Source organism: Caballeronia cordobensis (genome assembly GCF_001544575.2).
In the GTDB taxonomy this organism is placed as follows: Bacteria; Pseudomonadota; Gammaproteobacteria; order Burkholderiales; family Burkholderiaceae; genus Caballeronia; species Caballeronia cordobensis.
Map to the genome: position 1 here is coordinate 64,044 of NZ_FCNY02000023.1, position 25,186 is coordinate 89,229.

Consider the following 25,186-nt stretch of genomic DNA (forward strand, 5'->3'; position numbering starts at 1 on the left):
TTTCGTCAAGCGTCATGCGGGAAGGAATCAGTCCCCGCGCTGACGGCGCGCATTCTCGGCAATCCGCATGCGCAGCGCGTTCAACTTGATGAAGCCGCCGGCGTCGGCCTGGTTGTAGGCGCCGCCGTCATCGTCGAAGGTTGCGATGGTCTTGTCGAAGAGCGTTTCCTTCGAATCGCGCGCGACGACCGACACGCTGCCCTTGTAGAGCTTCACGCGCACCCAGCCGTTGACCTTTTCCTGCGTGTGATCGATCAGCACCTGGATCGCGCGGCGCTCCGGGCTCCACCAGTAGCCGTTGTAGATCAGCGATGCGTAGCGCGCCATCAGATCGTCCTTCAGGTGCGCCACTTCGCGGTCGAGCGTGATCGACTCGATGCCGCGGTGCGCCTTCAGCATGATCGTGCCGCCCGGCGTTTCATAGCAGCCGCGCGACTTCATGCCGACGTAACGGTTTTCGACCAGATCCAGACGGCCGATGCCGTGCTTGCCGCCGAGGCGGTTCAACTCGGTGAGCATGTCGGCCGGCGACAGGCGCTTGCCGTTCAGCGCGACCGGGTCGCCGTGCTCGTATTCGATGTCCAGATACTCCGGCTGATCCGGCGCCTCTTCCGGCGACACCGTCCAGCGCCACATGTCGGCTTCGGCCTCGGCCTTCGGGTCTTCCAGATGGCGGCCTTCGAACGAGATGTGCAGCAGGTTCGCGTCCATCGAGTAGGGCGCGCCGCCTTGCTTGTGCTTCATTTCGATCGGAATACCGGCCTTTTCCGCATACGCGAGCAGCTTTTCGCGCGAGAGCAGATCCCATTCACGCCACGGCGCGATCACCTTGATGCCCGGCTCCAGCGCGTAGTAGCCGAGCTCGAAGCGCACCTGATCGTTGCCCTTGCCGGTCGCGCCGTGCGACACGGCCTGCGCGCCGGTCGCGCGCGCGATCTCGATCTGGCGCTTGGCGATCAGCGGACGCGCGATCGACGTGCCGAGCAGATACTCGCCTTCGTAGATGGTGTTCGCGCGGAACATCGGGAACACGAAATCGCGGACGAATTCTTCGCGCAGATCGTCGATGAAGATGTTTTCAGGCTTGATGCCGAGCTGGATCGCCTTCTTGCGTGCAGGCTCCAGTTCCTCGCCCTGGCCGATATCGGCCGTGAAGGTGACGACTTCGGCGTCGTAGTTGTCCTGCAACCATTTCAGGATGACGGAGGTGTCGAGACCGCCCGAATAGGCGAGCACGACTTTCTTGATATCGCTCATGGTGAACTCGTGTGCGGAAAAGCCGGTGCGGCGGTTGTGCGCCGCTTCGCGTCCGCCGCGCGCGACGGGCATGAAGTGCGCGGAAAAAACACTATTTTGACATTAAAAAGCCGCGCTTCCGTAAATTTGGGATGCGCGGCTATATCCGGTCCGCCGGCTTAGTGATTCAGCTTGCCGAGCAGGAGATATTCCATCAGCGCCTTTTGCACGTGCAGGCGGTTCTCCGCCTCGTCCCAGACGACGCTCTGCGGACCGTCGATGACATCCGCGCTCACTTCTTCGCCGCGGTGCGCGGGCAGGCAGTGCATGAAGAGCGCGTCCGCGTTGGCGCGCGCCATCATCTCGGCGTCGACGCAATAATCGGCGAACGCCTTCATGCGCGCTTCGTTCTCGGCTTCGTAGCCCATGCTGGTCCAGACGTCCGTGGTGACGAGATCCGCGCCGGCGCAGGCGTCGTTCGGATCGTCGAATTCCTCGAAGAACGGCTTGCTGTCCTCGGAGACCAGCGCGGGATCGAGCTTGTATCCCAGCGGCGTGGAGAGGCGCAGCTTGAACCCGAGAATCTGCGCGGCCTCGATCCACGTGTAAAGCATGTTGTTCGCGTCGCCGACCCATGCCACGGTTTTGTCGTGAATCGGCCCGCGATGCTCGTAGAACGTGAAGATGTCGGCCAGCACCTGACACGGGTGATATTCGTTGGTCAGCCCGTTGATGACCGGCACGCGCGAGCTTTCCGCAAAGCGCCGGATGATGTCCTGACCGAACGTGCGGATCATGATGATGTCGACCATGCGCGAAATGACCTGCGCCGAATCCTCGATCGGCTCGCCGCGGCCGAGCTGCGTGTCGCGCGTGTTCATGAACACCGCGTGGCCGCCGAGCTGGAAGATGCCCGCCTCGAACGAGAGACGCGTGCGCGTCGAGCTCTTCTCGAAGATCATCGCGAGCGTGCGGTCGTGCAGGGGATGATACGTTTCGTAGTTCTTGAACTTGCGCTTCAGGATGCGCGCGCGTTCGAGCACGTACTCGTAGTCGTCGAGCGAAAAATCCTTGAACTGAAGATAGTGGCGAATTTTCTTGGCGGTCATGAAACGCAAGCGGCGGCTTCGAACCGGCCGCTTCGCTCATCCGCGCGGGCCGGACGGCGCCGCCGTCGGGAGTGGGTATCACTTTTGAGCATAAAGGATTTTGCGATGTTTGACGAGGCTGATGGCGCGGGCCGCCGCCGCCTTCGCGGCGTCTCTCGCCTGAGCGCGATGTCTGTGTGCGCTGCGGAATAGAGGCCGCTGCTGTATAATTACGCTCGCTCGTTTCAACAGTTCTGCAACACTCAGCACCGTTTCACGCGCATCAGCGGCGAAGGATTCGCAAGAATCCGGTCGGCGTGACGGTGTGCGTTTCCGATTCCGCGGTGGTTTGCCCAGTGCTGTCGAGTCCGCCATTCCTGTCGCGGGCGCGTACGGTTCTCACGGAACCGGCTCGCGCGGACCGCCGGGCGCCATCGCCGCGCCGGCTCTTTTGGTTTCCCGCGTCAGGCATGTGCGTTCCGGTGCGCGCCACCGGCCGTCAAAAGGTATTGCTACATGGCTGAATCATCCCCTACCGAATACTTCATACAAGGCATCACCAAGAGCGGGAGGAAGTTTCGGCCGAGCGACTGGTCCGAGCGTCTCGCGGGCGTGATGTCCGGCTTCGGGCCCAAAGCTAAAGGTCCGAATGCGCGCCTGCAATATTCCATCTACGTTCGCCCGACGATGATCGGCGACATCAAGGTCGTGATCGTCGATTCGCGCCTGCGCGACATCGAGCCGATGGCCTTCGACTTCGTGCTCAACTTCGCGAAGGACAACGATCTCGTCGTGACCGAGGCGTGCGAGCTGCCGCCGCACCACGGCACGCAGACGCAGCAGAACACCTGAAGCGCAGACAAGCGCAGACGCAAAAAAGCCCGCCGAAGCGGGCTTTTTCGTTACTGCGCAGCGGAAACAGGAAGCTGCTTCGGCGAACGCCGGCCCGAAGACCGAGGCGCGCGCCGGAAGCGAGCCGGAATTACTGGGCAGCGGGGGCTTGCAGGCCCTTGATGGCTGCAGCCAGGCGGCTCTTGTGACGAGCGGCCTTGTTCTTGTGGACGATCTTCTTGTCCGCGATGATGTCCATCGTCTTGACCGACGACTGGAACACTTCGGCGGCCTTGGCCTGATCGCCGGCTTCGATAGCCTTGCGAACTGCCTTGATGGCCGTGCGGAACTTCGAGCGCAGCGCCGAGTTGTGCGAGTTGGCTTTGGCGGCCTGACGGGCGCGCTTGCGAGCTTGTGCGGAATTTGCCATGACGGTTTCCTTTTTCCTGTTTCAGCTGTTTCTGCTGTTACCTTGGCGGAGCGCGCGGCCGGCGAGGGCCTTGAAGAGCCTGAGAGACGGGCTGTTCGAGCGTGCTGCCTTCGATCTGAAATCCCGGGAACGATTGCCCGAGAACCTTAAAACACCGCCGGCCAGGGCCGGAAAAGACGAGAGGCCACGCAAAGCGGAGCTTCGAAACCCGCGATTATAGCAAGGGAATATGAGACGTGACAAGCGCGGCGTCGGAACACCCCGGGCGGCGTCGCATTGTTGCGATCGGTCAATCGTGCGCTGTTGGCCGCCAGCAATAAGTCTAGTCTGGTGGGCGCGTCGCGGGCGTTCCGTATAATAAGCGCCCCATGAATCTATTTCGAGCCCTCCTGACGGTCAGCGGCTTCACGCTGCTGTCGCGCGTGACCGGCCTGATCCGCGAAACGCTGATCGCCCGAGCTTTCGGCGCCAGTCTCTATACCGACGCGTTTTATGTCGCGTTCCGCATTCCGAACCTGCTGCGGCGGCTGTCCGCGGAAGGCGCGTTCGCGCAGGCGTTCGTGCCGATCCTCGCCGAGTTCAAGAACAGCAAGGGCCACGATCCGACCAAGGCGCTCGTCGACGCGATGTCGACCGTGCTGACGTGGGCCCTCATTGCGCTGTCGATCGTCGGCATGGCGGGCGCGGCCTGGGTCGTGTTCGCGGTCGCATCGGGTCTCGAACACGAAGGCACCGCGTACGCACTCGCGGTCGACATGACGCGCATCATGTTCCCGTACATCGTCTTCATCTCGATGACGACGCTCGCGTCCGGCGTGCTCAACACCTACAAGCAGTTCTCGCTGCCCGCGTTCGCGCCGGTGCTGCTCAACGTGTCGTTCATCTTCGCGGCGGTATTCGTGGCGCCTCATCTGAAGATGCCGGTGTACGCGCTCGCCTACGCGGTGATCGTGGGCGGCATTCTGCAATTGCTCGTGCAGATTCCGGGGCTGAAGAAGATCGACATGGTGCCGCGCATCGGCCTGAGCTTTCCGCGCGCGCTCGCGCATCCGGGCGTGAAGCGCGTGCTGCTGAAAATGGTGCCCGCGACCTTCGCGGTGTCGGTCGGGCAGCTGAGCCTCATCATCAACACGAACATCGCGTCGAATATCGGGGCGGGCGCGGTGTCGTGGATCAACTATGCCGACCGGCTGATGGAGTTCCCCACCGCGCTCCTAGGCGCCGCGCTCGGCACGATTCTCCTGCCGAGCCTCTCGAAGGCGCACGTCGATGCCGACAACGTCGAATATTCCGCGCTGCTGGACTGGGGCCTGCGCATCACCTTCCTGCTGGCCGCGCCGAGCGCTGTCGCGCTGTTCTTCTTCGCCGAGCCGCTTACCGCCACGCTCTTTCACTACGGCAAGTTCGACAACCATTCCGTCGTGATGGTCGGCCGCGCGTTGTCGGCGTATGGCATCGGGCTGATCGGCCTCATCCTCATCAAGATTCTCGCGCCCGGCTTCTATGCGAAGCAGGACATCAAGACGCCGGTGAAGATCGCCGTCTTCGTCCTCGTGATGACGCAGGTCAGCAACTACGTCTTCGTGCCGATCTTTTCCCACGCGGGCCTGACGCTTTCCATCGGCCTCGGCGCGCTCGCCAATGCCGGTCTGTTGTTCCTGGGTCTGCGCCATCGCAAGATCTATCGCCCGTCGCCGGGCTGGCTGCGCTTTTTCGCGCAGCTGGTCGGCGCGTGCCTGATTCTTGCGGGCACGATGCATTGGGTGGCGATCAACTTCGACTGGATCGGCATGCGCGCGACGCCGTTCATGCGCATCGCGCTGCTCGGGGCGAGTCTTGTCGTGTTTGCCGCGCTATATTTCGGTATTCTGTCCGCAATGGGCTTCAAGTACGCCTATTTCAAGAGACGCACGCTTTGATGACGACGACGCGTATCCTCGACTACTTCTCTTCGCTGATGGCGGACGACGACACGCTTCCGCTCACGGAAGCGGCCTTGTCGCTCGCGCAGGACGCGTATCCCGACCTCGACATGCAGACGGTGCTCGCCGAGATCGACGAACTCGTGGTGCGTGCGCGCCGCCGGATGCCCGACGACGCGGACGTGAAGCAGAAAGTCGATGCGCTCAATCGTTACTTCTTCCGAGAGCTGGGTTTCTCCAGCAATCTCAACGATTACTACGATCCCGACAACAGCCATCTGAATGTGGTGCTGCGGCGCCGTCGCGGCATTCCGATATCGCTTGCCGTGGTCTATCTGGAAATGGCCGAGCAGCTCGGCGTGCCCGCGCGCGGCGTGTCGTTTCCTGGGCATTTCCTGCTGCGCGTCGCGACGCCCGGGCAGGATCTGATGCTCGATCCCACGACCGGTCAGACGCTTTCCGAAGCGCAGATGGTCGAGATGCTGGAGCCGTATGTGCAGCGTGCGGGCGAATCGATCGGCAGTGCGCTGCGCGTGCTGCTGCAGCCCGCGACGCGTCGCGAAATCATCGCGCGCATGCTGCGCAACCTGAAGGGCATCTACTTGCAGACGGAACGCTGGCAGCGCCTGCTCGCGGTCCAGCAGCGGCTCGTGATCGCGTTGCCGCACAGCATCGAGGAAGTGCGCGATCGCGGCTTCGCGTATGCGCGGCTCGATTATTTGCGCCCGGCGCTGGAGGATTTGCAGCGCTACATCGAGATTCGGCCCGACGCCGAAGACGCGACGGTCGTCGAAACCGAACTGCACGAGTTGCGGCAACGCACGCAGCACGGCGACTGAGCGCCGCCGCGCGCACTCACTTCGGCTGCATGCGGATCGCGCCGTCGAGGCGGATCACTTCGCCGTTGAGCATCGGGTTGTCGAAGATCTGCTTCACGAGCATCGCATATTCGTCGGGCTTGCCCAGACGCGGCGGGAACGGCACCATCGCGCCGAGCGCGTCCTGTACATCTTTGGGCATGCCGAGCAGCATCGGCGTTTCGAAGAGACCCGGAGCGATGGTCATCACGCGGATGCCGCTCTTGCTCAGATCGCGCGCAATCGGCAGCGTCATGCCCGCGACGCCGCTCTTCGACGCCGCATAAGCCGCCTGTCCCATCTGGCCGTCATAGGCGGCGACCGACGCCGTGTTCACGATCACGCCGCGCTCGCCCGCATCGTTCGCCTCGTTCTTCGACATCGCGTTCGCCGCGAGCCGGATCATGTTGAACGTGCCGATGAGATTCACGGCGATCACTTTCGAGAAGAGATCGAGCGCGTGCGGACCGTCGCGCCCGACTGTCTTTGCCGCCGGCGCGATGCCCGCGCAGTTCACGAGGCCGCGCAGCGTGCCGAGCTTCAGCGCGGCGTCGATGGCGCGCTGGCCGTCGCTTTCCTGGCTGACGTCGCATTTGACGAACGCGCCCGACAGTTCCTGTGCGAGCGCTTCGCCCGCTGCGTCGTTCATGTCGGCGAGCACGACCTTGCCGCCGTTCGCCGCGACGAGCCGCGCCGTCGCCGCGCCCAGACCGGATGCGCCGCCGGTGATCAGAAAGACGTTGTCCTGCATCTCCATGTTTCTTCTCCTTGATGTGATTCGCGCGCGAGGGCAGGGATGAGCGCCGCCCGCGCCGATAGTCGTCCTTGTGGGAAACGCGTCGATTGTAGCGAAGCCGCCTGCTGCAAAATCGCACGACGATCATGCGCGCTTACACGGATGCACGGGCACAAAAAAAACCGCTCACGAAGAGCGGGTTTTCATCGAACGCGAACGAACGCGAGCAGCTTTACTTCAGCGCGTCGAACACGCGCGCGCGGATTTCATCGACGGTGCCGAGACCCGAGATCTTGCGATACTCCGGCGCCTTGAGACCGTTCGATGCGCCGTTCTGCGCCCAGTCGTTGTAGTAGGCGATCAGCGGCTTGGTCTGCGCGACATACACGTCGAGACGCTTCTTCACGGTCTCTTCCTTGTCGTCGTCGCGCTGGATCAGCGGCTCGCCGGTGGCGTCGTCGGTCATCTCGACTTTCGGCGGATTGAACTTGACGTGGTACGTGCGGCCCGAAGCCGCATGCACGCGACGCCCGCTCATGCGCGTGATGATTTCGTCGAAAGGCACGTCGATTTCGAGCACGTAGTCGATCGCGACGCCCGCGTCTTTCATCGCCTCGGCTTGCGGCAGCGTGCGCGGAAAGCCGTCGAAGAGATAGCCGTTCTTGCAATCGTCGAGAAGCAGGCGTTCCTTCACGAGATTGATGATGAGCGAATCCGGCACGAGCTCGCCCGCGTCCATGTAGCGCTTCGCCTCGACGCCGAGCGGCGAGCCTGCCTTGACGGCCGCGCGCAGCATGTCGCCGGTCGAAATCTGCGGAATGCCGAATTTCTCCTTGATGAAGTTTGCCTGGGTGCCCTTGCCCGCACCGGGTGCGCCCAACAGGATCAAACGCATGGTGATCTCTCCGAATCGTCTATAAACCGCTTCAAGCCGCGAGGCTGATTTGACATCCGGTCAGCCAGGCTCGTGCGGCGTCGACGACTGGGCGCGCAGCCGAAAGGAGACGGCGGGCACCTGCGGACAGCGGCGCAACGTTGAGCGTGGCGCTGACCGGAAGGCTCGCGCAATCGCTTGATTATGCCACGGCTCTTTACGATCGCGACCGTAATAACGCGCATAGAAACCGCCCGAAACCCCGTCGGATGGGGCGTCTGGCGGGGTTTACACGGGTTGTGCCGCGGCTTTCAGTCGGCTTGAGGGAAGAGCGCCTGGACGCGCGCGAGATCGGCGGGCGTATCGACGCCCGGCGGCGGCGCATCCTGGGTCACGCGCACCACGATGCGCTCGCCGTGCCACAGCGCGCGCAGTTGCTCCAGCGCTTCGGCGGCCTCGATAGGCGCTTGCGCGAGATTCGGGAAGCCGCGCAGGAACTTCGCGCGATAGGCGTAGAGGCCGATATGCCGCAAGACGTTTTCCGGCACGACGGGCAGTTGCCCGAGCGCGGCGACGTCCGGCCAGTGCGGCTGCCAGAGATCGCGCGTCCAGGGAATCGGCGCGCGCGAAAAGTAAAGCGCGACGCTCTTCGCATCGAGCACGACCTTCACGACGTTCGGATTGAACACGTCCGCCGGATCGTGGATCGGATGCGCGGCCGTGGCGATCGCGCATTCGCGATGCGCCGCAAGGTGCGAGGCGACGTCGCGCACCAGTTGCGGATCGATGAGCGGCTCGTCGCCCTGCACGTTGACGACGATGGCGTCGTCGTCCCAGTTGAGGCGGGTCGCGACTTCGGCGAGGCGGTCCGTGCCGGTGGGATGATCGGAGCGCGTCAGCATCACTTCGATGCCGTGATCGCGTGCGGCCTCGACCACGCGGTCGGAGTCGGTCGCAACCAGCACGTGCGATGCGCCGGATTCACGCGCGCGCTCGGCAACGCGCACGACCATCGGCTTGCCGCCGATATCGGCGAGCGGCTTGTTCGGCAAGCGCGTGGAAGCGAGGCGCGCGGGAATGACCGCGATGAACGGAACAGACATGGTGTGTCTGCGGCTCAGGCGTCGCCGGCCGGTTTGAGTGGCTCGACGGGCGTGCCTTCGACGGTCTGGCGTGCTTCGTCGACGAGCATCACGGGGATGCCGTCGCGAATCGGATAAGCCAGTTTGTCGGCGCTGCAGACGAGTTCCTGCGCCGCGCGATCGTAAGTAAGCGGGCCTTTGCAGATCGGGCAAACGAGGATTTCAAGCAGACGTGCGTCCACGGAGTTTCTCCACAACAAGAGCGATGAGGCGCGGCCGCAGCACGGCTTGCACCGGAACGACCCAGATGCGTGCGTCGCGCCAGGCACCCAATTTTACTGCATCCTTTTCGGTGATCAGGATCGCATCGGCTTCGACGCCGGCGAACGGATTCTCGCGATACGCGTAGTGATCGGGGAACGCGCGGGTCGCGGGCGCGATGCCCGCCGCGCGCAGCGTCGCGAAGAAACGCTCCGGCGAGCCGATGCCCGCCGCGGCGACCACTTTCTCGCCCGCGAATTCGCCAAGCGGACGGCGCGCCGAAGGATCGTCGAGCAGCCACGCGTCGCCGGTTTCGAGTTCGAGGGCGAAGGTGTTCGGCCACGGCGGCAGCGTGCGCTCGTACGGACTGTTGACGAGCGTGGCGTCGCGGCGGCGCGACATCGGCTCGCGCAGCGGACCCGCGGGCAGCAGAAAGCCGTTGCCGCCGAGGCGGTCGTCGAACACGACGAGTTCGAACGCGCGCGCAAGGCGATAGTGCTGCAGGCCGTCGTCGGAGACTAGGACATCGACATTCGGATGCGCCTGGAGCAACGCCTTCGCCGCCGCTACGCGATCCGGGCAGACGAACACCGGCGCGTGCGTGCGGCGCGCGATCAAAAGGGGCTCGTCGCCCACCTGCGCGGCGCTGCTCGTCGGCGTGACGCTCGACGGCTTGGCGACCTTCGCGCCGTAGCCGCGCGAGACGACGCCCGGCTGGAACCCGGCGGCGCGCAGCGCTTCGACGAGCGCGATGACGGTCGGCGTCTTGCCGGTCCCGCCGACGGTCACATTGCCCACGACGACCACCGGCACGCCGACATCGACGCGCTTGATCCAGCCGAGGTCGAAGAAGGCGCGGCGCGTCGCGGCGACGGCGCCGAAAATGCAGGCGAACGGCGTCAGCGCCCACGCGACGGGGCCGCGCTTGCGCCATTCGCGGGCGAGGAAATTCTCGATCGGCGACTTGAGATCAGACATGGACCGCCCTTGCGCGGGACGCTGTCGGGAAGGAAGTCGGACGTGGCGTGACGTGCAACGGCAGCTCCTCGTGATGTCGGTTGGCGTTGAACGGATTCGCGGCGATACGCGGCTGACGGAACGCGCGGGCCGCTGCTCGAACCCGGCACTCTAGCGCGCGAGCGCCGTGTGCGCCAGTCGGCGGCGCGTGCGGCGAACATGGACGGCGCAATCCGAACGCCTGTGGATAACTCTGTGAAGAACTCACGCTCGCGCGGCTGCGAAGTCCCGTCAGGAAAGAGTTGCTCCGGCGCTTACACTGTTGAAGGATATTTTATTATTAAAAATCAATGAGTTGAAACGGAGTATCGGGCCTCCCGCGACGCTGCTGCACGTGCGGCGGTAAGTCTTTCTGTGTGGACACTTGCTACACTTGCGTACCGCGTCGAGCGACGTTTGTCCATCGGACAGGCGGCCGCAGCGCCAGGTTTTTTCCGTTCCCGCCATGACTCCCGACTCTCTGCCATCCCAAAACGGCGATGCCGTCATCCCCGTTTCCGCGCTCAATCGGGCGATCAGCTCGATGCTCGAACGCTCGTTTCCGCTCGTCTGGGTGTCGGGCGAGGTGTCGAACTTCACGCGGGCGGCGAGCGGCCACTGGTACTTTTCGATCAAGGATGCGGGCGCGCAAATGCGCTGCGTGATGTTCCGCGGCCGCGCACAGTATGCGGAATTCATGCCGCGCGAAGGCGACAAGATCGAGGTGCGCGCGCTCGTCACGATGTACGAGCCGCGCGGCGAGTTGCAGCTGAACGTGGAAGCGGTGCGCCGCACGGGGCAGGGCAGGCTCTTCGAAGCGTTCCTGCGCCTGAAGGCGCAACTCGAGAGCGAAGGGCTGTTCGCGCCCGAGCGCAAGCGTGCATTGCCGGCACATCCGCGCGGCATCGGCATCGTGACGTCGTTGCAGGCGGCGGCGCTGCGCGATGTGCTCACGACGCTCGCGCGCCGCGCGCCGCACGTGCCCGTCGTCGTGTATCCGGCGCCGGTGCAGGGCGCGGGCGTCGGCGAGAAGCTCGCGGCGATGGTCGAAGCGGCGAACGCGCGCCGCGAGGTCGATGCGCTCGACGTGCTCATCGTGTGCCGGGGCGGCGGCTCCATCGAAGATTTGTGGGCGTTCAACGAGGAAGTGCTTGCGCGCGCCATCGCGGCGAGCGGCTTGCCGGTGGTGAGCGGCGTCGGACACGAGACGGATTTCACCATTGCCGATTTCGCCGCCGACGTGCGCGCGCCGACGCCGACCGCCGCCGCCGAGCTCGTGAGCCCGCAGCGCGTGCTGCTCCTGCGCGAGCTGGATCATCGGCATGCGGCGCTCGCGCGCGGTTTCGGCCGGATGATGGAGCGCCGCGCGCAGCAGCTCGACTGGCTCGCGCGCAGGCTTGTAAGCCCCGCCGAGCGGCTCGCGCGGCAGCGGACGCATCTGCGTCAACTGGCGGGCCGCCTGGTCGCGGCGGGTGCGCGGCCCGTGCGCGATGCGCGCGCGCGCTTCGCGCTGGTGCAGTTCCGCTGGCAGCGCCGGCGCCCGGACGTCGCAGCAGAGCGCGAGCACCTGTTGCGGCTTGCCCAGCGCATCGGAAGTGCGCACGAGCGTCGTGCGGAACGCGAGAAGGCGTGCGTGTCGGAACTGGCGGCGCGCTTGCAGGTGCTGAGCCCGCAGCGCACGCTCGAACGCGGTTACGCGGCCCTCATCGACGCGCAGACGGGCCGCGCATTGCGTGCGCCGGCTGCGCTCAAGCCGAAGCGGCTGCTGACGGTCCACCTTGCGGAAGGATCGGCCGATGTGCTGCTCGCCGACGTGCAGCCACGCCTGTCAGACGAATTCTGAGCGTTCGATGCAGCGTACATTTGACGCGTGCGAAATTGCGCGCGGGAGCACTTTTTACGCCGCCCAAAGCGAATAGAAAGCGATCTTCCTCATAAAGGCACACGGTTTGCCGGGTTATCCCAACTCGCCTACAATCCATGCTCCACTGCATCATTCCTCACAGTCCCCCACAAACCACATAGAAAGGAAGCTCGCATCATGGAACATACGCTCCCGCCGCTGCCGTTCGACAAGAACGCGCTCGCTCCGCACATGTCGGAAGAAACGCTCGAGTATCACTATGGTAAGCATCACCAGACCTATGTGACCAACCTCAACAAGCTGATCCCGGGCACCGAATTCGAGAACCTGTCTCTCGAAGAGATCGTGAAGAAGTCCTCGGGCGGCGTGTTCAACAACTCCGCGCAGGTCTGGAATCACACGTTCTTCTGGAACAGCCTGTCGCCGAAGGGCGGCGGTGCACCGACCGGCGCGCTGGCCGACGCCATCAACGCCAAGTACGGCTCCTTCGACAAGTTCAAGGAAGAATTCGCGAAGGTCGCGACCGGCACGTTCGGTTCGGGCTGGACGTGGCTCGTGAAGAAGACCGACGGCACGGTGGATATCGTGTCGACGAGCAATGCCGCAACGCCGCTCACCACCGACGCGAAGGCGCTGTTGACCATCGACGTGTGGGAGCATGCGTATTACATCGACTATCGCAATGCGCGTCCGAAGTTCATCGAGGCTTACTGGAACATCGCCAACTGGGACTTCGCCGCGAAGAATTTCGGCGCGTAATAGCGCTCGATGCGAGGGTTTTGACGACCTTCGTGTGAAGTAGCGAAAGCCGCATCGGCCTTGGCCGATGCGGCTTTTTTCTTGGAGAGGTTCGGAGAAAGTCGCGTGTGTGAAGCGGGTTGATAGACCCTTGAATCTGATATCAATGATCTTTCGCTGCGATACAGATCATTCGGATTGCTAAACGTAGATCAGATTGCGGATCTACCGCATCTCGATCCGTTCGCATTTCTTGTCAGAAGATTCAGACACTCCAATCGCCCGCCCGCCGCTGCGCCATTCAAGCCACGAGCCTAAAATACCTCCTTGCCGCAAGGCTCTGCATCGGAAAGTCCATCATGAAGCGCTTCGCCTTTCTCTGCCTCACGGCCTGGTCAGCCGCGGCATTGCTCTTTTTCGGCCGCCATTCCGCCGCGCTCATCGCGCTGTCCGGCGTCATCGCGCTCGCGGGTTTCGATCTGTTGCGGCCGGATTCCAACCAGGGTTCGTGAGACTTATCGGCGCTTCGCCGCTTCCCAGTTGATGTCGACGCACAGCACTTGCAGGCCATACGGCGTTTGCGCGGCGATCGACGCCGTCACGCACAGGTGCGCCTCGTTGATCGAGAGATACGGCGCCGTCAGATGCACGCGGCCCGGCGCGCGCAACGCCTCGATGAAATACGGCCGGCGTTCCCAGCTTGCGCCTTCCGAATGCAATAGCGGACTGAAGCGCTTGGCCCGTTGCGAGGTGCGCACCACCGGCACGACGTTGTCGCCGATCTGCCGCCCGGACTGATCGAGCAGAAAGCAGCGCGCGGTTTCGGCGAGTTGCAGCAGTTCGCTCGTCGCGGCGACGAGCGTTTCGCCTTCCATCAGCTTGACCGCCGCGCGCTCGAGACCGCTCACGTACGGCTCCAGCCGCGCGCCTTGCGCCCGCTCGCGCGCCGCGACGCGTTCGCGCGACGCCGCCGACAACGCGTCCATCACGCCGGTCGCGACTTCGCTGTGCACCGCCTCCACGCTCGGCTGCGCGAAATACGCGCCCTGCACGAAATCGACGTTGCATTCGAGCGCGATCAGCGCGTCGCGCTCGGTCGCCAGGCCGCCCATCAGAACGAGTTGCCCCGATTCATGCAGCAGCGACACGAGACGAGGCAGCACGCGTTCGATATGCGAATGCTCCGTCGCCTGCTGCAGGATGCAGCGGTCAAGCGTCACGATATCGGGCCGCAGATGCCACACGCGATCGATATTCGAATGCTTCACGCCGAAGCCGTCCAGCGCGATCAGAAAGCCCGACTTGCGCAGCGAATCGACGATCGCGGCAAAGCGCGTCGTCTCGCCGCCGGCCTGCTCGGGCACTTCGAGCACGACGCGCTGCGGCGGAAGACCGATGTCCTTCAGCGACGCGAGCAGCGCATCGCCGTAGCTCGTGTCCATCAGCGCGGCCGGATGCAGGCTCAGGAAGAGCCATTCGTCGTGACTGTCGAACGCATTGAAATTGCCAAGATGCAGCGATTCAGCGAGCCGGCCGAGTTCGAGCAAATCGCCGCGCCGCGCGGCCTGCGTGAACACTTCGTGCGACGGAACATGGCGATGCGTGTCGTCGCGGGCGCGCAACGACGCGTGATAGCCGATCGCGCGGCGATGCGACACCGAGAAAACCGGCTGGAACACGCTGAAAACCGTGTACTCGCCGTACAGCACGGTGCGACGCGAGCCATCGTCGCCTGCGATGGGGCGGGGCGGCTGAAAGCGGGGCGGGTCGAGATCAACCATGCTCATGGTGTCGATGCTTGGAGCGAGTGACTTTATCGAGATAGTTTACCGGATCGGCACCCGAGCGTCAGAGCAAAAAGCGTGCAAATTCAATATTCAAGCGGCGCGCGCGGGGTTTCCGCGCATCCGGCGCGCGTATTCGTGTGCGGATTGAGCGCGTCGTGCCGCAGGCTTGGGAACGCGCGCCGCGCAAGCGTGCGGGAAGCACCGGCGCGGTGCGTCGTCACTCGCGCGCCGTTCAGTTTGCTTCCGACGGATCGGGCTTTCGGTGCGCCGCACGCACTTCCGGGGCGAGCTGGCCGAAGATCCACGCCGTCGCCGCCGTGATGACGCCCACGCACAGAAACGTCGCGTGGAACGCGGGCAGCGAGTTCTGCGGCGTCACGTGCGGCAGAATCCCGGTGAAGGTCGAGAGAATCGCGCCGGCGACGGTCACGCCGAGACTCATCGACAGCATCTGCACGAGCGAGAACAGGCTGTTGCCGCTGCTCGCGCCGCCGGTGCCGAGATCCTTCAGCGTGAGCGTGTTCATCGCGGTGAACTGCATCGAATTGACGGCGCCGAAGATCGCCAGTTGCACGAGCCGCAGCCACAGCGGTTGATGCGCGCTCGCGAGCGAGAAACTCGCCATCATCAGTCCGACGAGCACGGTGTTCACCACTAGCACGCGCCGATAACCATGCTTTTCGATCAGCCGCGTGACGAGCCGCTTGGACGCCATGCCCGCGGCCGCGACGGGAAGCATCATCATGCCGGCCTGAAACGCCGTGTAGCCGAGGCTCACCTGCAGCAGCAGCGGAATGAGATAGGGCATCGCGCCGCTGCCGATGCGCGCGAACAGATTGCCGAGCAGTCCGACGCTGAACGTGTGGATCTTGAAGAGATCGAGCGAGAAGATCGGCTGGGCGGCGCGCGTCGCGTGCAGACCGTACGCGACGAAGCAGCCGAACGACAGCACGAGTAACACGATGACGATCGCGTGCGCGAGGCCGAGATCGGCGAGGCCGTCGAGCGAGATCGTCAGCGCAACCATGCCGACGGCGAGCAGCAGATAGCCCGCGAGATCGAAGCGCGCGGTCGCCGGGTTGCGGCTGTCGGGCATGTACAGTTTCGTCGCGATGCAGCCGATCACGCCCACCGGCACGTTGATGAGAAAGATCCAGTGCCACGATGCGATCTGCACGAGCCAGCCGCCCAGCGTCGGACCGATGAGCGGACCGATCAGCCCCGGAATCGCGACGAACGCCAACGCCGAAAGATAGCGCTCCGCCGGAAACACGCGCAGCACGGCGAGGCGTCCGACCGGCAGCAGCATCGCGCCGCCCACGCCCTGCACGACGCGGTACGCGACGAGCGCCGTCAGCGACTGCGCGTTCGCGCACAACAGCGAGCCGATCGTGAACACCAGAATCGCGCTGAAGAACACGCGCCGCGTGCCGAGCTTGTCGGCGAGCCAGCCGGAGACGGGAATCATCATGGCCATCGTGAGCGAATAGGCGATCACGACGCCCTGCATGCGCAGCGGCGCGACGCCCAGGCTGCGGGCCATGGCGGGGAGCGCGGTGTTGACGATCGTCGAGTCGAGCGTCTGCATGAAGAAGCCCGTGGCGACGAGCCACAGCATGATGCTCAATGCGCGATCGGACGGTGCGGCGGCGGTCGTTTCGGTCATGTGGGCGCTTATTTGCGTAGTTCGGCGACGAAGTCGTAGTAGTCGTTGCGGCAGTACGTATCGGTGAGTTCGATCGCGCGCTGATCCGCCGTATAGCCGACACGCGTGATGAGCAAAAGCGCGTCGTGCGGCGCGATGCCCATTTGCCCGGCGATCTCCGGACTGGCGTTCACCGCGCGGAAATGCTGGAGCGCGCGCACGATGGAAAGCCCGCGCCCGTCGAGATAGCTGTACAGCGAATCGCCGATGGCTTGCGGATCGGGGATGCACGAGGCCGGAAAGGTCGAGTTTTCGACGGCCATCACGATATCGTCGGCGAGGCGCAGGCGTTTGAGCCGCGTGACGGTGGCGGCGGGCGAGAGGCCGAGCTGGATGACTTCATCGCGATTGGCGGGCTCGATGGTGCGCGAGAGCCACTTCGAACTGGGCTTGAAGCCGCGTCGCCTGAGCATTTCGGAGAAGCTCGACAGGCGCGACAGCGGATCTTCATAGCGCGGCGTGATGAAGCTGCCCGCGCCTTGCTCGCGGCGGATCAGCCCTTGCTCGACGAGCAGCGCGATCGCCTTTCTCGACGTGATCCGCGACACGCCGAGCGCTTCCGACAGCACACGCTCGGACGGCAGCGCTTCCCCGGCGTTCCAGCGATTGTCGTGGATCGCGGTGGCAAGCTTGCGGGCGAGTTGAAGATAGAGCGGAGTGTCGCTGTCCGGGTCCGGGCGCAAGTCGCGCCAGCGGTCTTCCGAGGTCGGGTTCATAAAGCGGACGCTGGTGGGCCAAGCGGGGATTTTAAGACAAACATCGATGATCAAGGGGCGCGTGATTCCCTATCCTGGCGAGGCTCGCCGTGCTGGAAAACGGGCGTGGCATCGGTTCTTGGCGGAGCATCGAGTTTCCGCGTTCGAAAAAAATCTAATTCAAGCCGGGCGCGTTATTCGGCATGGCGATTTGATGGGCAATCATCTCGTGGTCGTCGGCAGTGAAATGGGCCAGTCGATTGAATTTGTGAATCGTTACGCGGACGCTGGTCAATTAATATTCGATTTCCCCGTCAGCTAATTTGCTGTGTGAAGCCATATAAATACCGTGGTGCTCAATTTGATGTAATAAAGCGTGATGTTCTTTCAATTTCCTACAACGGTAAGATTTATACTGGACTTACCATTTTGTATGCTTGAGAAAATTAAATATGAGGGTATTTTGATTAAGAAAATAAGATTATTCATTATATGGTGTTTGGCAGCGATTTTTGTATCGGGATGCGGAGATGGCGGAAGTAACGCAACGCCCGATGCAGCGATCAAAAATACTGTCGATCAGCCTGCTTCAGTTCCGGCGGCAACCGCGAAGGGTTACGTATTACCGACTGTGATTTGGCCGCAAAGGCTGATCAACGTCTGCTGGAATCTAAGCGACGCAGAGTTCGCGCAGACCACGCAAGCGCGTGGTTGGACGCGTGCCGCTGTTGAAGAGACATGGGTTGCCAACTCACAAGTGGCGTTTGCCGGGTGGGGGCAATGTTCGAAAATAACCGATGGTTCCAGCTTCAATGGCATTCGCATCGGAGTTGAGGACGATGCCGAAAAAGCCCCTAATTCGTACTACGGGACGTATTCGATCTCCGTTAACCCGAGCATGATGCTTAACCTCACATATGCCAAGTGGGGTGCAAGCTATTGTCAGGGTCGCCTGGAATTCTGCGTTCGTGCGACAGCGGTTCACGAATTTGGACACGCGCTAGGATTTCTTCATGAGCAGGACCGTCCGGATAATCCTGCATGGTGTAATGAGCCCCGGTATCCTAGAGGCGACGCCATTATGATTGGCACCTGGGATCTCGCTTCAGTCATGAACTACTGCAATCCGCAATGGAACGGTGACGGCAAACTCAGCCCAACCGATATCGAGATGGTTCAGAAGTTCTACGGAGCGCCGCGGGAACAATGGACCTGGACCAATGCAACGCATCCGGCAGGCGCGGGGACCGTGCCGGGAGGCACATCAGGGGGCGGCGTATGGGTAGATCGAGGCATCTACTACATTCCCGGTGCGGGCCATGTGGACAGTCCATTGTCCGATTGGCGCTCTGAATCGGGTACGGGATGGGGTGGCTGGGGGCGAGTGACGCATACGACCAACCCAACCAACACCGAAGCGGACACCGATGACATTGGCCTCATCGGGACTGGCACGCTGCCGCTCGCACCAAAGATCCGTGTCTCCGATGCATGGCAGGATGCGCCGATCACGGGCGTGGCTCATGCGCCTCTGAAGAAGGACACCTCGATTTGCTACTCCGGAACTTCCGTCGATACGCAACGCGCGGGCACTTATCGTTGCGGCACCTTGGCAATGGATTGCCCGCGTACCGCCAATCGCTGTTATGTAACCAACGGAGGAGCCGCTCTCGTAAGCGCGGAAGACTCGGGCGGCCCGGTATGGTGGTATGACGGTTCAGGCGGCGTGACGCTCATGGGATGGGTTGTTTCCGCGCTCGACCAAGGGACGAAGATGGCCTTCGTGCCAGTCTGGACCTTGCAGGATCACGTCTGGACGCCGGAAGAAACCTTGACGTCGTGGGGCTTTCCGGCCGGGAACGATGGCACGGGATGCTTCTTGACGACCAAAGGATGCTTCCGCTCCTAGTTCGCCTGCATCAGGTCAGGGCGCGCGTGCTATCGCGCTGCCCTGACGGGCTATCCGCGCCGCCCTCGTTCGCTGTCAAACCGTTGGCATAGGCGGCTTGCTTCAAGCCGTAGCCGCCCCACCCACCCCACGCCCCGCGCGCATATAAAGCGCAACCGACAATCCCACCGCCGCAGCCGCCGCCAGCGCGGCAAACAGGAACACCGACCCATACCCCAACTCCCCGGCAACATACCCGGCGAGCGGCCCGGTCAGCCCGAGCGACAGATCGAGAAACACGGAATAAGCCGACAAAGCCGCCCCCCGGCTGGCGGGCGGCACGAGCCCGACCGCTTCCACGCCAAGCGCAGGAAACACGAGCGCAAACCCAAACCCGGTCAACGCCGCGCCCGCGAGCGCAAAAGTCGGCTCCGCGGCAAGCCACAGCATCAACAAACCCGCGCATTCGAACGCAAACGACACGATCGCCACGCGAAAACCGCCATACGCCTTGATCGTGTTCGCGAACAACAACCGCGCGCCGATGAACATCGTGCCGAACACCGTCAGCGACAAAGCCGCATTCGGCCAGTTATGCGCCGCGTAGTAAAGCGTGATGAACGTCGCGATCGAGCCGAAGCCCGCCGATCCGAGCGCGAGCCCCAAACCATGCGGCAGCACGCGGAAGAACACGCTGCGATACGACATCCGCTCGCCATGAACGACAGGCACGCTCGCCATGCGCGTCGCGAGCCAGTAACCGAAACCGCCGAGCGCGATCACGATCAGCCCGAGCGATGCGAAACCGAGCGCATGATCGATCGCCACACCGAGCGGCGCGCCGATGGCAAGCGCGCCGTAGGTCGCGATGCCGTTCCACGAAATCACCTTCGCGTTGTTCGTGACGCCGACGCGCCCGATGCCCCACGTAATCGATCCCGTGCCGACCCAGCTCTCGCCGAAACCGAGCACGAGCCGCGCGATGACCAGCAGCGCGAGACTCACCGCATGCCATTGCGCGGCGAGCGCCGAACCGAGCAAGAGCACGCCGCTCGCCGCGCACGCCGCGAGACCGTACAGCACGGTCTTCTTGGGGCCGAGCGTGTCGGCGGTGCGGCCGGCGAGCGGCCGCGACATGAGGGTCGCGAAGTACTGGACGCTGATCGCCGCACCCGCCATCACCGAGCCGTAGCCCAAGTCCGTGTGCACGAAACCCGGCAGCACTGCCAGCGGAATGCCGATCGTCAGGTAACAGAGAAATGTGTACAGGACGACGGGCAGAATGCGCAGCGTGACGGCGAAATCGCTCTGCGTCTGGGTGCGAGACTCGGTGGACATAGGGAAATTGCGGGGTTGAATTCGGCGCGAAGGCATGATTGTCACATATGTTGCGACGCAACGCCGCGCCCGTTTTGTAACCAGGTGGGACAAATTGCCGGTCCGGACGGCCGGAGTACATCGCGGAAAGCCTTACCCGGTAAGGCCCGGCGCACATATCGGACGAAGAATATGTCGTTCATGCAATGCCGCCTATGGGATGTGGATTTTGGTGGTGATAGCTTTCGAACCATCGAAGCGACAGGAACATTTCCGAATAGTCGCGAATGCCACCGGCTGCGTATCCCGCGCAACCAGCAAAAAAGCATCGAACAGCCCCGAGACATCCCATGAGCGAGCCGATCAACGAGTCGACCAATCAGCCGATCCGCTTCTATCACCGCAACGCGATCCAGGAAGTGAGCGGCGCATCGACGACACGCACCGTGCTGCAATACCTGCGCGAAGACGCGCGCTGCACCGGCACCAAGGAAGGCTGCGCCGAAGGCGACTGCGGCGCGTGCACGGTCGTCGTCGGCGAGCCGGACGGGCAGGGCGGCGTCGCGTTCAAGGCTGTCAACGCGTGCGTGCAATTCCTGCCGACGCTCGACGGCCGCGCGCTCTTCACCGTTGAAGACCTGCGCCAGCCGGACGGCACGCTGCATCCGGTGCAGCAGGCGCTCGTCGATTGCCACGGTTCGCAGTGCGGGTTCTGCACGCCCGGTTTCGCCATGTCGATGTTCGCGCTCTACGAAAAGCACGGTCATGCGACGACCGGCTGCGAGCACGCCTGCGCAAAGACCACGCCCTCGCGCCAGGAAATCAGCGACGCGCTCACGGGCAATCTGTGCCGCTGCACGGGTTATCGGCCGATCATCGACGCCGCCGAGCAGATGTTCGATCACGCGCCGCTCGCGCCCGTCAACGTGCCGGCGCTCGCCCGCACGCTCGACAGCCTGAAGCGCGACGATACGTTCCACTACGAGCACGCCGGCCGGCAGTTCGACGCACCGCGCACGGTCGAGGCGCTCGCCGCGCTGAAGGACAAGAACCCGAACGTGCGCATTCTCGCGGGCAGCACGGACATCGGCTTATGGGTGACGAAGCAGTTGCGCGATCTCGGCGACATCGCCTATGTCGGGCAAATCGAGGCGCTCAGGCATGTCGGGACGACGGACGACTGGATCGAGATCGGCGCGGGCGTGACGCTCGAGCGCGCGTATGCCGAGCTCGTGAAGACGTATCCCGAGCTCGAAGAAACGCGTCTGCGCTTCGCGTCGCTGCCGATCCGCAATGCGGGCACGCTCGGCGGCAACGTCGCGAACGGCTCGCCGATTGGCGATTCGATGCCCGGCCTCATCGCGCTGAATGCGCGCGTGGTGTTGCAAAGCGTGAACGGCACGCGCGAGATGCCGCTCGAAGATTTGTACATCGCGTACCAGAAGAAGGACATGACGGAGAACGAGTTCGTCGCGATGCTGAAAGTGCCGACGCGCACCGGCAAACGCGCGAAGCTGCAGTTCCGCGCGTACAAGCTGAGCAAGCGCTTCGACTCCGACATTTCCGCCGTGTACGCCGCGTTCGCGTACATCGCGGAGGGCGACACGATCCGCGAGCCGCGTCTTTGCTACGGCGGCATGGCCGCGACGCCGAAGCGCGCGGCGCATGCGGAAGCCATCTTGACCGACGCGCACTGGAACGAAGCCACCGCGCAAGCCGCGATGCTCGCGTTGAGCAAGGATTATCAGCCGCTCACCGACATGCGCGCGAGCAGCGACTACCGGCTCGATACCGCGAAAAGCCTGCTGTATCGCTTCTGGCTGGAAACGCGTTCGCACAATCCGCTTTCGAAGTCGCAACTCGATGTGCGTGCAATCGAACTGGTCGAAGCGAAGTAAGAAGAGGATACGAACATGAATCAGCAAGCAGAAGCCTTTCTCGCCGAAGCCCAGACGCTCGCGAACGACATCGACGATTTCAAGCAGGTGCATGTTTCGCGTCCGCACGAATCGGCGCATCTGCACGTGAGCGGACGCGCCAGCTATACCGATGACATTCCGCTCGTCGCGGGCACGCTGCACGCCGCGCTCGGCACGAGCCCGAAAGCGCACGCGAAAATTCTGTCGATGAACTTCGACGCCGTGCGCGCGACGCCGGGCGTGGTCGCCGTCTTCACCGCCGACGACATTCCCGGCGTGAACGATTGCGGTCCGATCATCCACGACGATCCGGTGCTGGCTCAGGGCATCGTGCAGTACATCGGCCAGCCGATGTTCATCGTCGTCGCGACCTCGCACGACACGGCGCGCCTCGCCGCACGCCGCGCGACCATCGAATTCGAAGACCTCGTGCCGATCCTCACGGCAGAAGACGCGCGCAAAGCGGAATCGTATGTGCTCAATCCGCTGAAGCTCTCGCGCGGCGATGCGCCAGGCCGCATGGCGAAGGCCGCGCATCACGAACGCGGCGCGATGAAGCTCGGCGGTCAGGAGCAGTTCTACCTCGAAGGGCAGATCGCCTACGCCGTGCCGAAGGACGACGACGGCATGCACGTCTACTGCTCGACGCAGCACCCGACTGAGATGCAGCATCTCGTCGCGCACGTGCTCAACGTGCATTCGCATAACGTGCTCGTCGAATGCCGCCGCATGGGCGGCGGCTTCGGCGGCAAGGAATCGCAATCGGGCATTTTCGCGTGCTGCGCATCGCTCGCCGCGTGGAAGCTCCTGTGCCCGGTGAAGCTGCGTCCGGACCGCGACGACGACATGATGATCACCGGCAAGCGCCACGACTTCGTGTACGACTTCGAAGTCGGCTACGACGACGACGGCCGGATCGATGGCGTCGCCGTGGACATGACATCGCGCTGCGGCTTTTCCGCCGATTTGTCGGGCCCGGTGATGACGCGCGCCGTCTGTCACTTCGACAACGCGTACTGGCTTTCGGACGTGAAGATCGAAGGCTATTGCGGCAAGACCAACACGCAGTCGAACACCGCGTTTCGCGGCTTCGGCGGGCCGCAGGGCGCGTTCGCGATCGAATACATCATGGATAACGTCGCGCGTTCGGTCGGCCGCGACTCGCTCGACGTGCGCTTCGCGAATCTCTACGGCAAGGGCGAGAACAACCAGACGCCGTATGGTCAGACGGTCGAAGACAACGTGCTGCACGCGTTGCTCGGCGAGCTCGAAACGACGAGCGACTATCGCCGCCGCCGCGCCGCCATCGACGAATTCAACGCGAACAACGAGATCCTGAAGAAAGGGCTCGCGCTGACGCCGGTGAAGTTCGGCATCGCGTTCAACGTCACGCACTTCAACCAGGCGGGCGCGCTGGTTCACATCTATACCGATGGCTCGATGCTCGTGAACCACGGCGGCACCGAAATGGGCCAGGGCCTGAACACGAAGGTCGCGCAGGTCGTCGCGCACGAGCTCGGCGTGAAGTTCGAGCGCGTGCGCGTCACGGCGACCGATACGAGCAAGGTCGCGAACACATCCGCGACGGCGGCCTCGACCGGCACCGATCTGAACGGCAAGGCCGCGCAGGATGCCGCGCGCCAGTTGCGCGAGCGGCTCGCGAAGTTCGCGGCGGAGAAGTTCGGCGGCGGCACGGTCGCGGCGTCCGAGGTGCGTTTCGCGAACGACCACGTGATCGTCGGCGGCGATGCGATTCCGTTCGGCGAAGTGGTGCAGAAGGCGTATCTCGCGCGCGTGCAGTTGTGGTCCGACGGCTTCTACGCGACGCCCAAGCTCTACTGGGACCAGGCGACGATGCAGGGCCGCCCGTTCTACTACTACTCGTACGGCGCGGCGGTGTCCGAAGTCGTCATCGACACGCTCACCGGCGAAATGCGCGTGCTGCGCGCGGACGCACTGCACGACGTGGGCGCATCGCTGAACCCGGCGCTCGACAAAGGCCAGGTCGAAGGTGCGTTCGTGCAGGGCATGGGCTGGCTCACGACCGAAGAACTGTGGTGGAACGACAAGGGCAAGCTGATGACGCACGCGCCGTCCACCTACAAGATTCCGACGACCAACGACATGCCCGCCGATTTCCGCGTGAACCTCTTCAAGAACCGCAACGTGGAGGACAGCATCCATCGCTCGAAGGCGGTCGGCGAGCCGCCGCTCCTGTTGCCGTTCTCGGTGTTCTTCGCGATCCGCGACGCGGTTTCCGCGGTCGGCGATCACAAGATCAACCCGCCGCTGAACGCGCCCGCCACCGCGGAGGAAATCCTGAGGGCCGTGAACGCGGTGCGGAGCGCACGGTCATGATGCACGTCGTCCTGTTCGGCGCGGGCCACGTCGGCCATGCGCTCGTGAAGGTGCTGGGCACGCTGCCGTGCGTCGTGCAGTGGGTCGATGCGCGCGACGAACTCTTCCCCGATGAAGTTCCGGCGAACGTGCAGATCGAAGCCACCGATCTGCCCGATGCGATCGTCGACGAAGCGCCCGCCGGCGCGTATTTCATCGTGATGACGCACGATCATTCGCTCGATTTCTCGCTGACGCAACGCATCATGCGGCGTGACGATTTCGCGTACTTCGGGCTGATCGGCTCGGCGACCAAGCGCGTGAAGTTCGAGCGGCGGCTGGTGGAGCGGGGCGTGGCCGCCGACCGCTTGCCGGAGATCACGTGTCCGATCGGCGTGGAAGGCATCGTCGATAAAGCGCCGGGATCGATCGCACTGGCGGTCGCGGCGCAGTTGCTGCGCGTGAGAGAAATGGCGGCTCGGCTGGGCGTGCCGTCGGGGCAGCGTTTGCGTGCGCTTTCCGCCGTGCGTTAAGCACGCTCGCACGGTCGCACGCTCCGCTTCGCCAAATTTGGTCACAGCGGCAGCGGGCCGTGGATGCGAACCCCTATCATCGTTGCGCCG

23 protein-coding genes are annotated in these 25,186 nt (G+C 63.7%); 11 read left to right on the plus strand and 12 right to left on the minus strand.

Annotation, left to right across the window (positions count from 1 at the left end):
• Positions 1-27 precede the first annotated feature (27 nt).
• On the minus strand, positions 28-1,257 hold the full coding sequence (locus AWB70_RS31565) for an argininosuccinate synthase (protein ID WP_053568743.1): 1,230 nt from the start codon (positions 1,255-1,257) through the stop codon (positions 28-30).
• A gap of 158 nt (positions 1,258-1,415) precedes the next feature.
• The gene (gene argF / locus AWB70_RS31570; RefSeq protein WP_053568742.1) at positions 1,416-2,345 is read right to left on the minus strand and encodes an ornithine carbamoyltransferase; all 930 of its coding nucleotides are present in this window, start codon (positions 2,343-2,345) and stop codon (positions 1,416-1,418) included.
• A gap of 495 nt (positions 2,346-2,840) precedes the next feature.
• Here argF and AWB70_RS31575 point away from each other — a divergent pair, with 495 nt between their 5' ends.
• Positions 2,841-3,176: a DUF3579 domain-containing protein gene (locus tag AWB70_RS31575; RefSeq protein ID WP_014192185.1), complete on the plus strand. Its 336-nt coding sequence runs from the start codon at positions 2,841-2,843 to the stop codon at positions 3,174-3,176.
• Between the two features lie 130 nt (positions 3,177-3,306).
• Here the strand turns inward: AWB70_RS31575 and rpsT are convergent, their stop codons facing one another.
• Positions 3,307-3,585: a 30S ribosomal protein S20 gene (rpsT, locus tag AWB70_RS31580; RefSeq protein ID WP_014192181.1), complete on the minus strand. Its 279-nt coding sequence runs from the start codon at positions 3,583-3,585 to the stop codon at positions 3,307-3,309.
• 368 nt (positions 3,586-3,953) lie between these two features.
• On the opposite strand from rpsT, the gene murJ reads away from it, so the two are divergent.
• Positions 3,954-5,504, plus strand: coding sequence for a murein biosynthesis integral membrane protein MurJ (murJ, locus tag AWB70_RS31585; protein WP_053568698.1), 1,551 nt, complete (start codon positions 3,954-3,956; stop codon positions 5,502-5,504).
• A complete protein-coding gene (locus AWB70_RS31590) occupies positions 5,504-6,346 on the plus strand; it encodes a SirB1 family protein (RefSeq protein ID WP_045450987.1) in 843 nt (280 codons plus the stop codon). The genes murJ and AWB70_RS31590 overlap by 1 nt, the downstream gene beginning before the upstream one ends.
• Positions 6,347-6,362: 16 nt before the next feature.
• Here AWB70_RS31590 and AWB70_RS31595 read toward each other — a convergent pair whose 3' ends face one another.
• The 5 genes from AWB70_RS31595 to lpxK all read right to left on the minus strand — a co-directional run bounded on the left by AWB70_RS31595 (position 6,363) and on the right by lpxK (position 10,295).
• Positions 6,363-7,121: a 3-hydroxyacyl-CoA dehydrogenase gene (locus AWB70_RS31595; RefSeq protein ID WP_053568697.1), complete on the minus strand. Its 759-nt coding sequence runs from the start codon at positions 7,119-7,121 to the stop codon at positions 6,363-6,365.
• 211 nt (positions 7,122-7,332) lie between these two features.
• Positions 7,333-7,995 (minus strand): adenylate kinase, encoded by a 663-nt coding sequence (adk, locus tag AWB70_RS31600; protein WP_014192177.1) that lies wholly within the window; start codon positions 7,993-7,995, stop codon positions 7,333-7,335.
• Between the two features lie 290 nt (positions 7,996-8,285).
• Positions 8,286-9,077 (minus strand): 3-deoxy-manno-octulosonate cytidylyltransferase, encoded by a 792-nt coding sequence (gene kdsB / locus AWB70_RS31605; protein WP_053568696.1) that lies wholly within the window; start codon positions 9,075-9,077, stop codon positions 8,286-8,288.
• 14 nt (positions 9,078-9,091) lie between these two features.
• Positions 9,092-9,298 (minus strand): Trm112 family protein, encoded by a 207-nt coding sequence (locus AWB70_RS31610; protein ID WP_014192175.1) that lies wholly within the window; start codon positions 9,296-9,298, stop codon positions 9,092-9,094.
• Entirely contained in the window at positions 9,279-10,295 is a 1,017-nt protein-coding gene (lpxK, locus tag AWB70_RS31615; protein ID WP_053568695.1) for a tetraacyldisaccharide 4'-kinase, read from the minus strand. The genes AWB70_RS31610 and lpxK overlap by 20 nt, the downstream gene beginning before the upstream one ends.
• Before the next feature lie 484 nt (positions 10,296-10,779).
• Between lpxK and xseA the strand changes: the two genes are divergently transcribed.
• The 3 genes from xseA (at position 10,780) to AWB70_RS39140 (ending at position 13,427) form a co-directional block, all read left to right on the plus strand.
• On the plus strand, positions 10,780-12,156 hold the full coding sequence (xseA, locus tag AWB70_RS31620; protein ID WP_053568694.1) for an exodeoxyribonuclease VII large subunit: 1,377 nt from the start codon (positions 10,780-10,782) through the stop codon (positions 12,154-12,156).
• 198 nt (positions 12,157-12,354) lie between these two features.
• Positions 12,355-12,936, plus strand: a complete 582-nt coding sequence (gene sodB, locus AWB70_RS31625; protein ID WP_014192172.1) for a superoxide dismutase [Fe] — start codon at positions 12,355-12,357, stop codon at positions 12,934-12,936.
• 338 nt (positions 12,937-13,274) lie between these two features.
• Complete coding sequence (locus AWB70_RS39140; RefSeq protein ID WP_014192171.1) at positions 13,275-13,427, plus strand: hypothetical protein; 153 nt, start codon at positions 13,275-13,277, stop codon at positions 13,425-13,427.
• Positions 13,428-13,430: 3 nt separating this feature from the next.
• On the opposite strand, the gene AWB70_RS31630 is transcribed toward AWB70_RS39140, so the two are convergent.
• The 3 genes from AWB70_RS31630 to AWB70_RS31640 all read right to left on the minus strand — a co-directional run bounded on the left by AWB70_RS31630 (position 13,431) and on the right by AWB70_RS31640 (position 17,123).
• On the minus strand, positions 13,431-14,702 hold the full coding sequence (locus tag AWB70_RS31630) for an EAL domain-containing protein (RefSeq protein WP_014192170.1): 1,272 nt from the start codon (positions 14,700-14,702) through the stop codon (positions 13,431-13,433).
• 232 nt (positions 14,703-14,934) lie between these two features.
• Positions 14,935-16,368 (minus strand): multidrug transporter subunit MdtD, encoded by a 1,434-nt coding sequence (gene mdtD, locus AWB70_RS31635; protein WP_014192169.1) that lies wholly within the window; start codon positions 16,366-16,368, stop codon positions 14,935-14,937.
• 8 nt (positions 16,369-16,376) lie between these two features.
• The gene (locus AWB70_RS31640) at positions 16,377-17,123 is read right to left on the minus strand and encodes a GntR family transcriptional regulator (RefSeq protein ID WP_053568693.1); all 747 of its coding nucleotides are present in this window, start codon (positions 17,121-17,123) and stop codon (positions 16,377-16,379) included.
• Between the two features lie 46 nt (positions 17,124-17,169).
• On the opposite strand from AWB70_RS31640, the gene AWB70_RS31645 reads away from it, so the two are divergent.
• Both AWB70_RS31645 and AWB70_RS38550 read left to right on the plus strand, forming a co-directional pair.
• Positions 17,170-17,424, plus strand: coding sequence for a hypothetical protein (locus tag AWB70_RS31645; protein ID WP_060854242.1), 255 nt, complete (start codon positions 17,170-17,172; stop codon positions 17,422-17,424).
• Between the two features lie 111 nt (positions 17,425-17,535).
• Complete coding sequence (locus AWB70_RS38550; RefSeq protein WP_159680353.1) at positions 17,536-19,011, plus strand: M12 family metallopeptidase; 1,476 nt, start codon at positions 17,536-17,538, stop codon at positions 19,009-19,011.
• Between the two features lie 102 nt (positions 19,012-19,113).
• Here the strand turns inward: AWB70_RS38550 and AWB70_RS31655 are convergent, their stop codons facing one another.
• Entirely contained in the window at positions 19,114-20,328 is a 1,215-nt protein-coding gene (locus AWB70_RS31655) for an MFS transporter (protein WP_045450980.1), read from the minus strand.
• Positions 20,329-20,657: 329 nt separating this feature from the next.
• Between AWB70_RS31655 and xdhA the strand changes: the two genes are divergently transcribed.
• Genes xdhA through xdhC form a run of 3 tightly spaced genes read left to right on the plus strand, consistent with a single transcriptional unit; the run spans position 20,658 to position 25,096 of the window.
• A complete protein-coding gene (xdhA, locus tag AWB70_RS31660) occupies positions 20,658-22,205 on the plus strand; it encodes a xanthine dehydrogenase small subunit (RefSeq protein WP_053568692.1) in 1,548 nt (515 codons plus the stop codon).
• 15 nt (positions 22,206-22,220) lie between these two features.
• Positions 22,221-24,584: a xanthine dehydrogenase molybdopterin binding subunit gene (gene xdhB, locus AWB70_RS31665; protein ID WP_053568691.1), complete on the plus strand. Its 2,364-nt coding sequence runs from the start codon at positions 22,221-22,223 to the stop codon at positions 24,582-24,584.
• A complete protein-coding gene (gene xdhC, locus AWB70_RS31670) occupies positions 24,581-25,096 on the plus strand; it encodes a xanthine dehydrogenase accessory protein XdhC (RefSeq protein WP_014192163.1) in 516 nt (171 codons plus the stop codon). The genes xdhB and xdhC overlap by 4 nt, the downstream gene beginning before the upstream one ends.
• Positions 25,097-25,186 lie beyond the last annotated feature (90 nt).

Excerpts from the sequence above, each read along its gene's own strand:
- AWB70_RS31565 (WP_053568743.1), bottom strand. The coding sequence starts at position 1,257 with ATGAGCGATATCAAGAAAGTCGTGCTCGCCTATTCGGGCGGTCTCGAC.
- argF (WP_053568742.1), bottom strand. The coding sequence starts at position 2,345 with ATGACCGCCAAGAAAATTCGCCACTATCTTCAGTTCAAGGATTTTTCG.
- AWB70_RS31575 (WP_014192185.1), top strand. The coding sequence starts at position 2,841 with ATGGCTGAATCATCCCCTACCGAATACTTCATACAAGGCATCACCAAG.
- rpsT (WP_014192181.1), bottom strand. The coding sequence starts at position 3,585 with ATGGCAAATTCCGCACAAGCTCGCAAGCGCGCCCGTCAGGCCGCCAAA.
- murJ (WP_053568698.1), top strand. The coding sequence starts at position 3,954 with ATGAATCTATTTCGAGCCCTCCTGACGGTCAGCGGCTTCACGCTGCTG.
- AWB70_RS31590 (WP_045450987.1), top strand. The coding sequence starts at position 5,504 with ATGACGACGACGCGTATCCTCGACTACTTCTCTTCGCTGATGGCGGAC.
- AWB70_RS31595 (WP_053568697.1), bottom strand. The coding sequence starts at position 7,121 with ATGGAGATGCAGGACAACGTCTTTCTGATCACCGGCGGCGCATCCGGT.
- adk (WP_014192177.1), bottom strand. The coding sequence starts at position 7,995 with ATGCGTTTGATCCTGTTGGGCGCACCCGGTGCGGGCAAGGGCACCCAG.
- kdsB (WP_053568696.1), bottom strand. The coding sequence starts at position 9,077 with ATGTCTGTTCCGTTCATCGCGGTCATTCCCGCGCGCCTCGCTTCCACG.
- lpxK (WP_053568695.1), bottom strand. The coding sequence starts at position 10,295 with ATGTCTGATCTCAAGTCGCCGATCGAGAATTTCCTCGCCCGCGAATGG.
- xseA (WP_053568694.1), top strand. The coding sequence starts at position 10,780 with ATGACTCCCGACTCTCTGCCATCCCAAAACGGCGATGCCGTCATCCCC.
- sodB (WP_014192172.1), top strand. The coding sequence starts at position 12,355 with ATGGAACATACGCTCCCGCCGCTGCCGTTCGACAAGAACGCGCTCGCT.
- AWB70_RS39140 (WP_014192171.1), top strand. The coding sequence starts at position 13,275 with ATGAAGCGCTTCGCCTTTCTCTGCCTCACGGCCTGGTCAGCCGCGGCA.
- AWB70_RS31630 (WP_014192170.1), bottom strand. The coding sequence starts at position 14,702 with ATGAGCATGGTTGATCTCGACCCGCCCCGCTTTCAGCCGCCCCGCCCC.
- mdtD (WP_014192169.1), bottom strand. The coding sequence starts at position 16,368 with ATGACCGAAACGACCGCCGCCGCACCGTCCGATCGCGCATTGAGCATC.
- AWB70_RS31640 (WP_053568693.1), bottom strand. The coding sequence starts at position 17,123 with ATGAACCCGACCTCGGAAGACCGCTGGCGCGACTTGCGCCCGGACCCG.
- AWB70_RS31645 (WP_060854242.1), top strand. The coding sequence starts at position 17,170 with ATGATCAAGGGGCGCGTGATTCCCTATCCTGGCGAGGCTCGCCGTGCT.
- AWB70_RS38550 (WP_159680353.1), top strand. The coding sequence starts at position 17,536 with ATGCTTGAGAAAATTAAATATGAGGGTATTTTGATTAAGAAAATAAGA.
- AWB70_RS31655 (WP_045450980.1), bottom strand. The coding sequence starts at position 20,328 with ATGTCCACCGAGTCTCGCACCCAGACGCAGAGCGATTTCGCCGTCACG.
- xdhA (WP_053568692.1), top strand. The coding sequence starts at position 20,658 with ATGAGCGAGCCGATCAACGAGTCGACCAATCAGCCGATCCGCTTCTAT.
- xdhB (WP_053568691.1), top strand. The coding sequence starts at position 22,221 with ATGAATCAGCAAGCAGAAGCCTTTCTCGCCGAAGCCCAGACGCTCGCG.
- xdhC (WP_014192163.1), top strand. The coding sequence starts at position 24,581 with ATGATGCACGTCGTCCTGTTCGGCGCGGGCCACGTCGGCCATGCGCTC.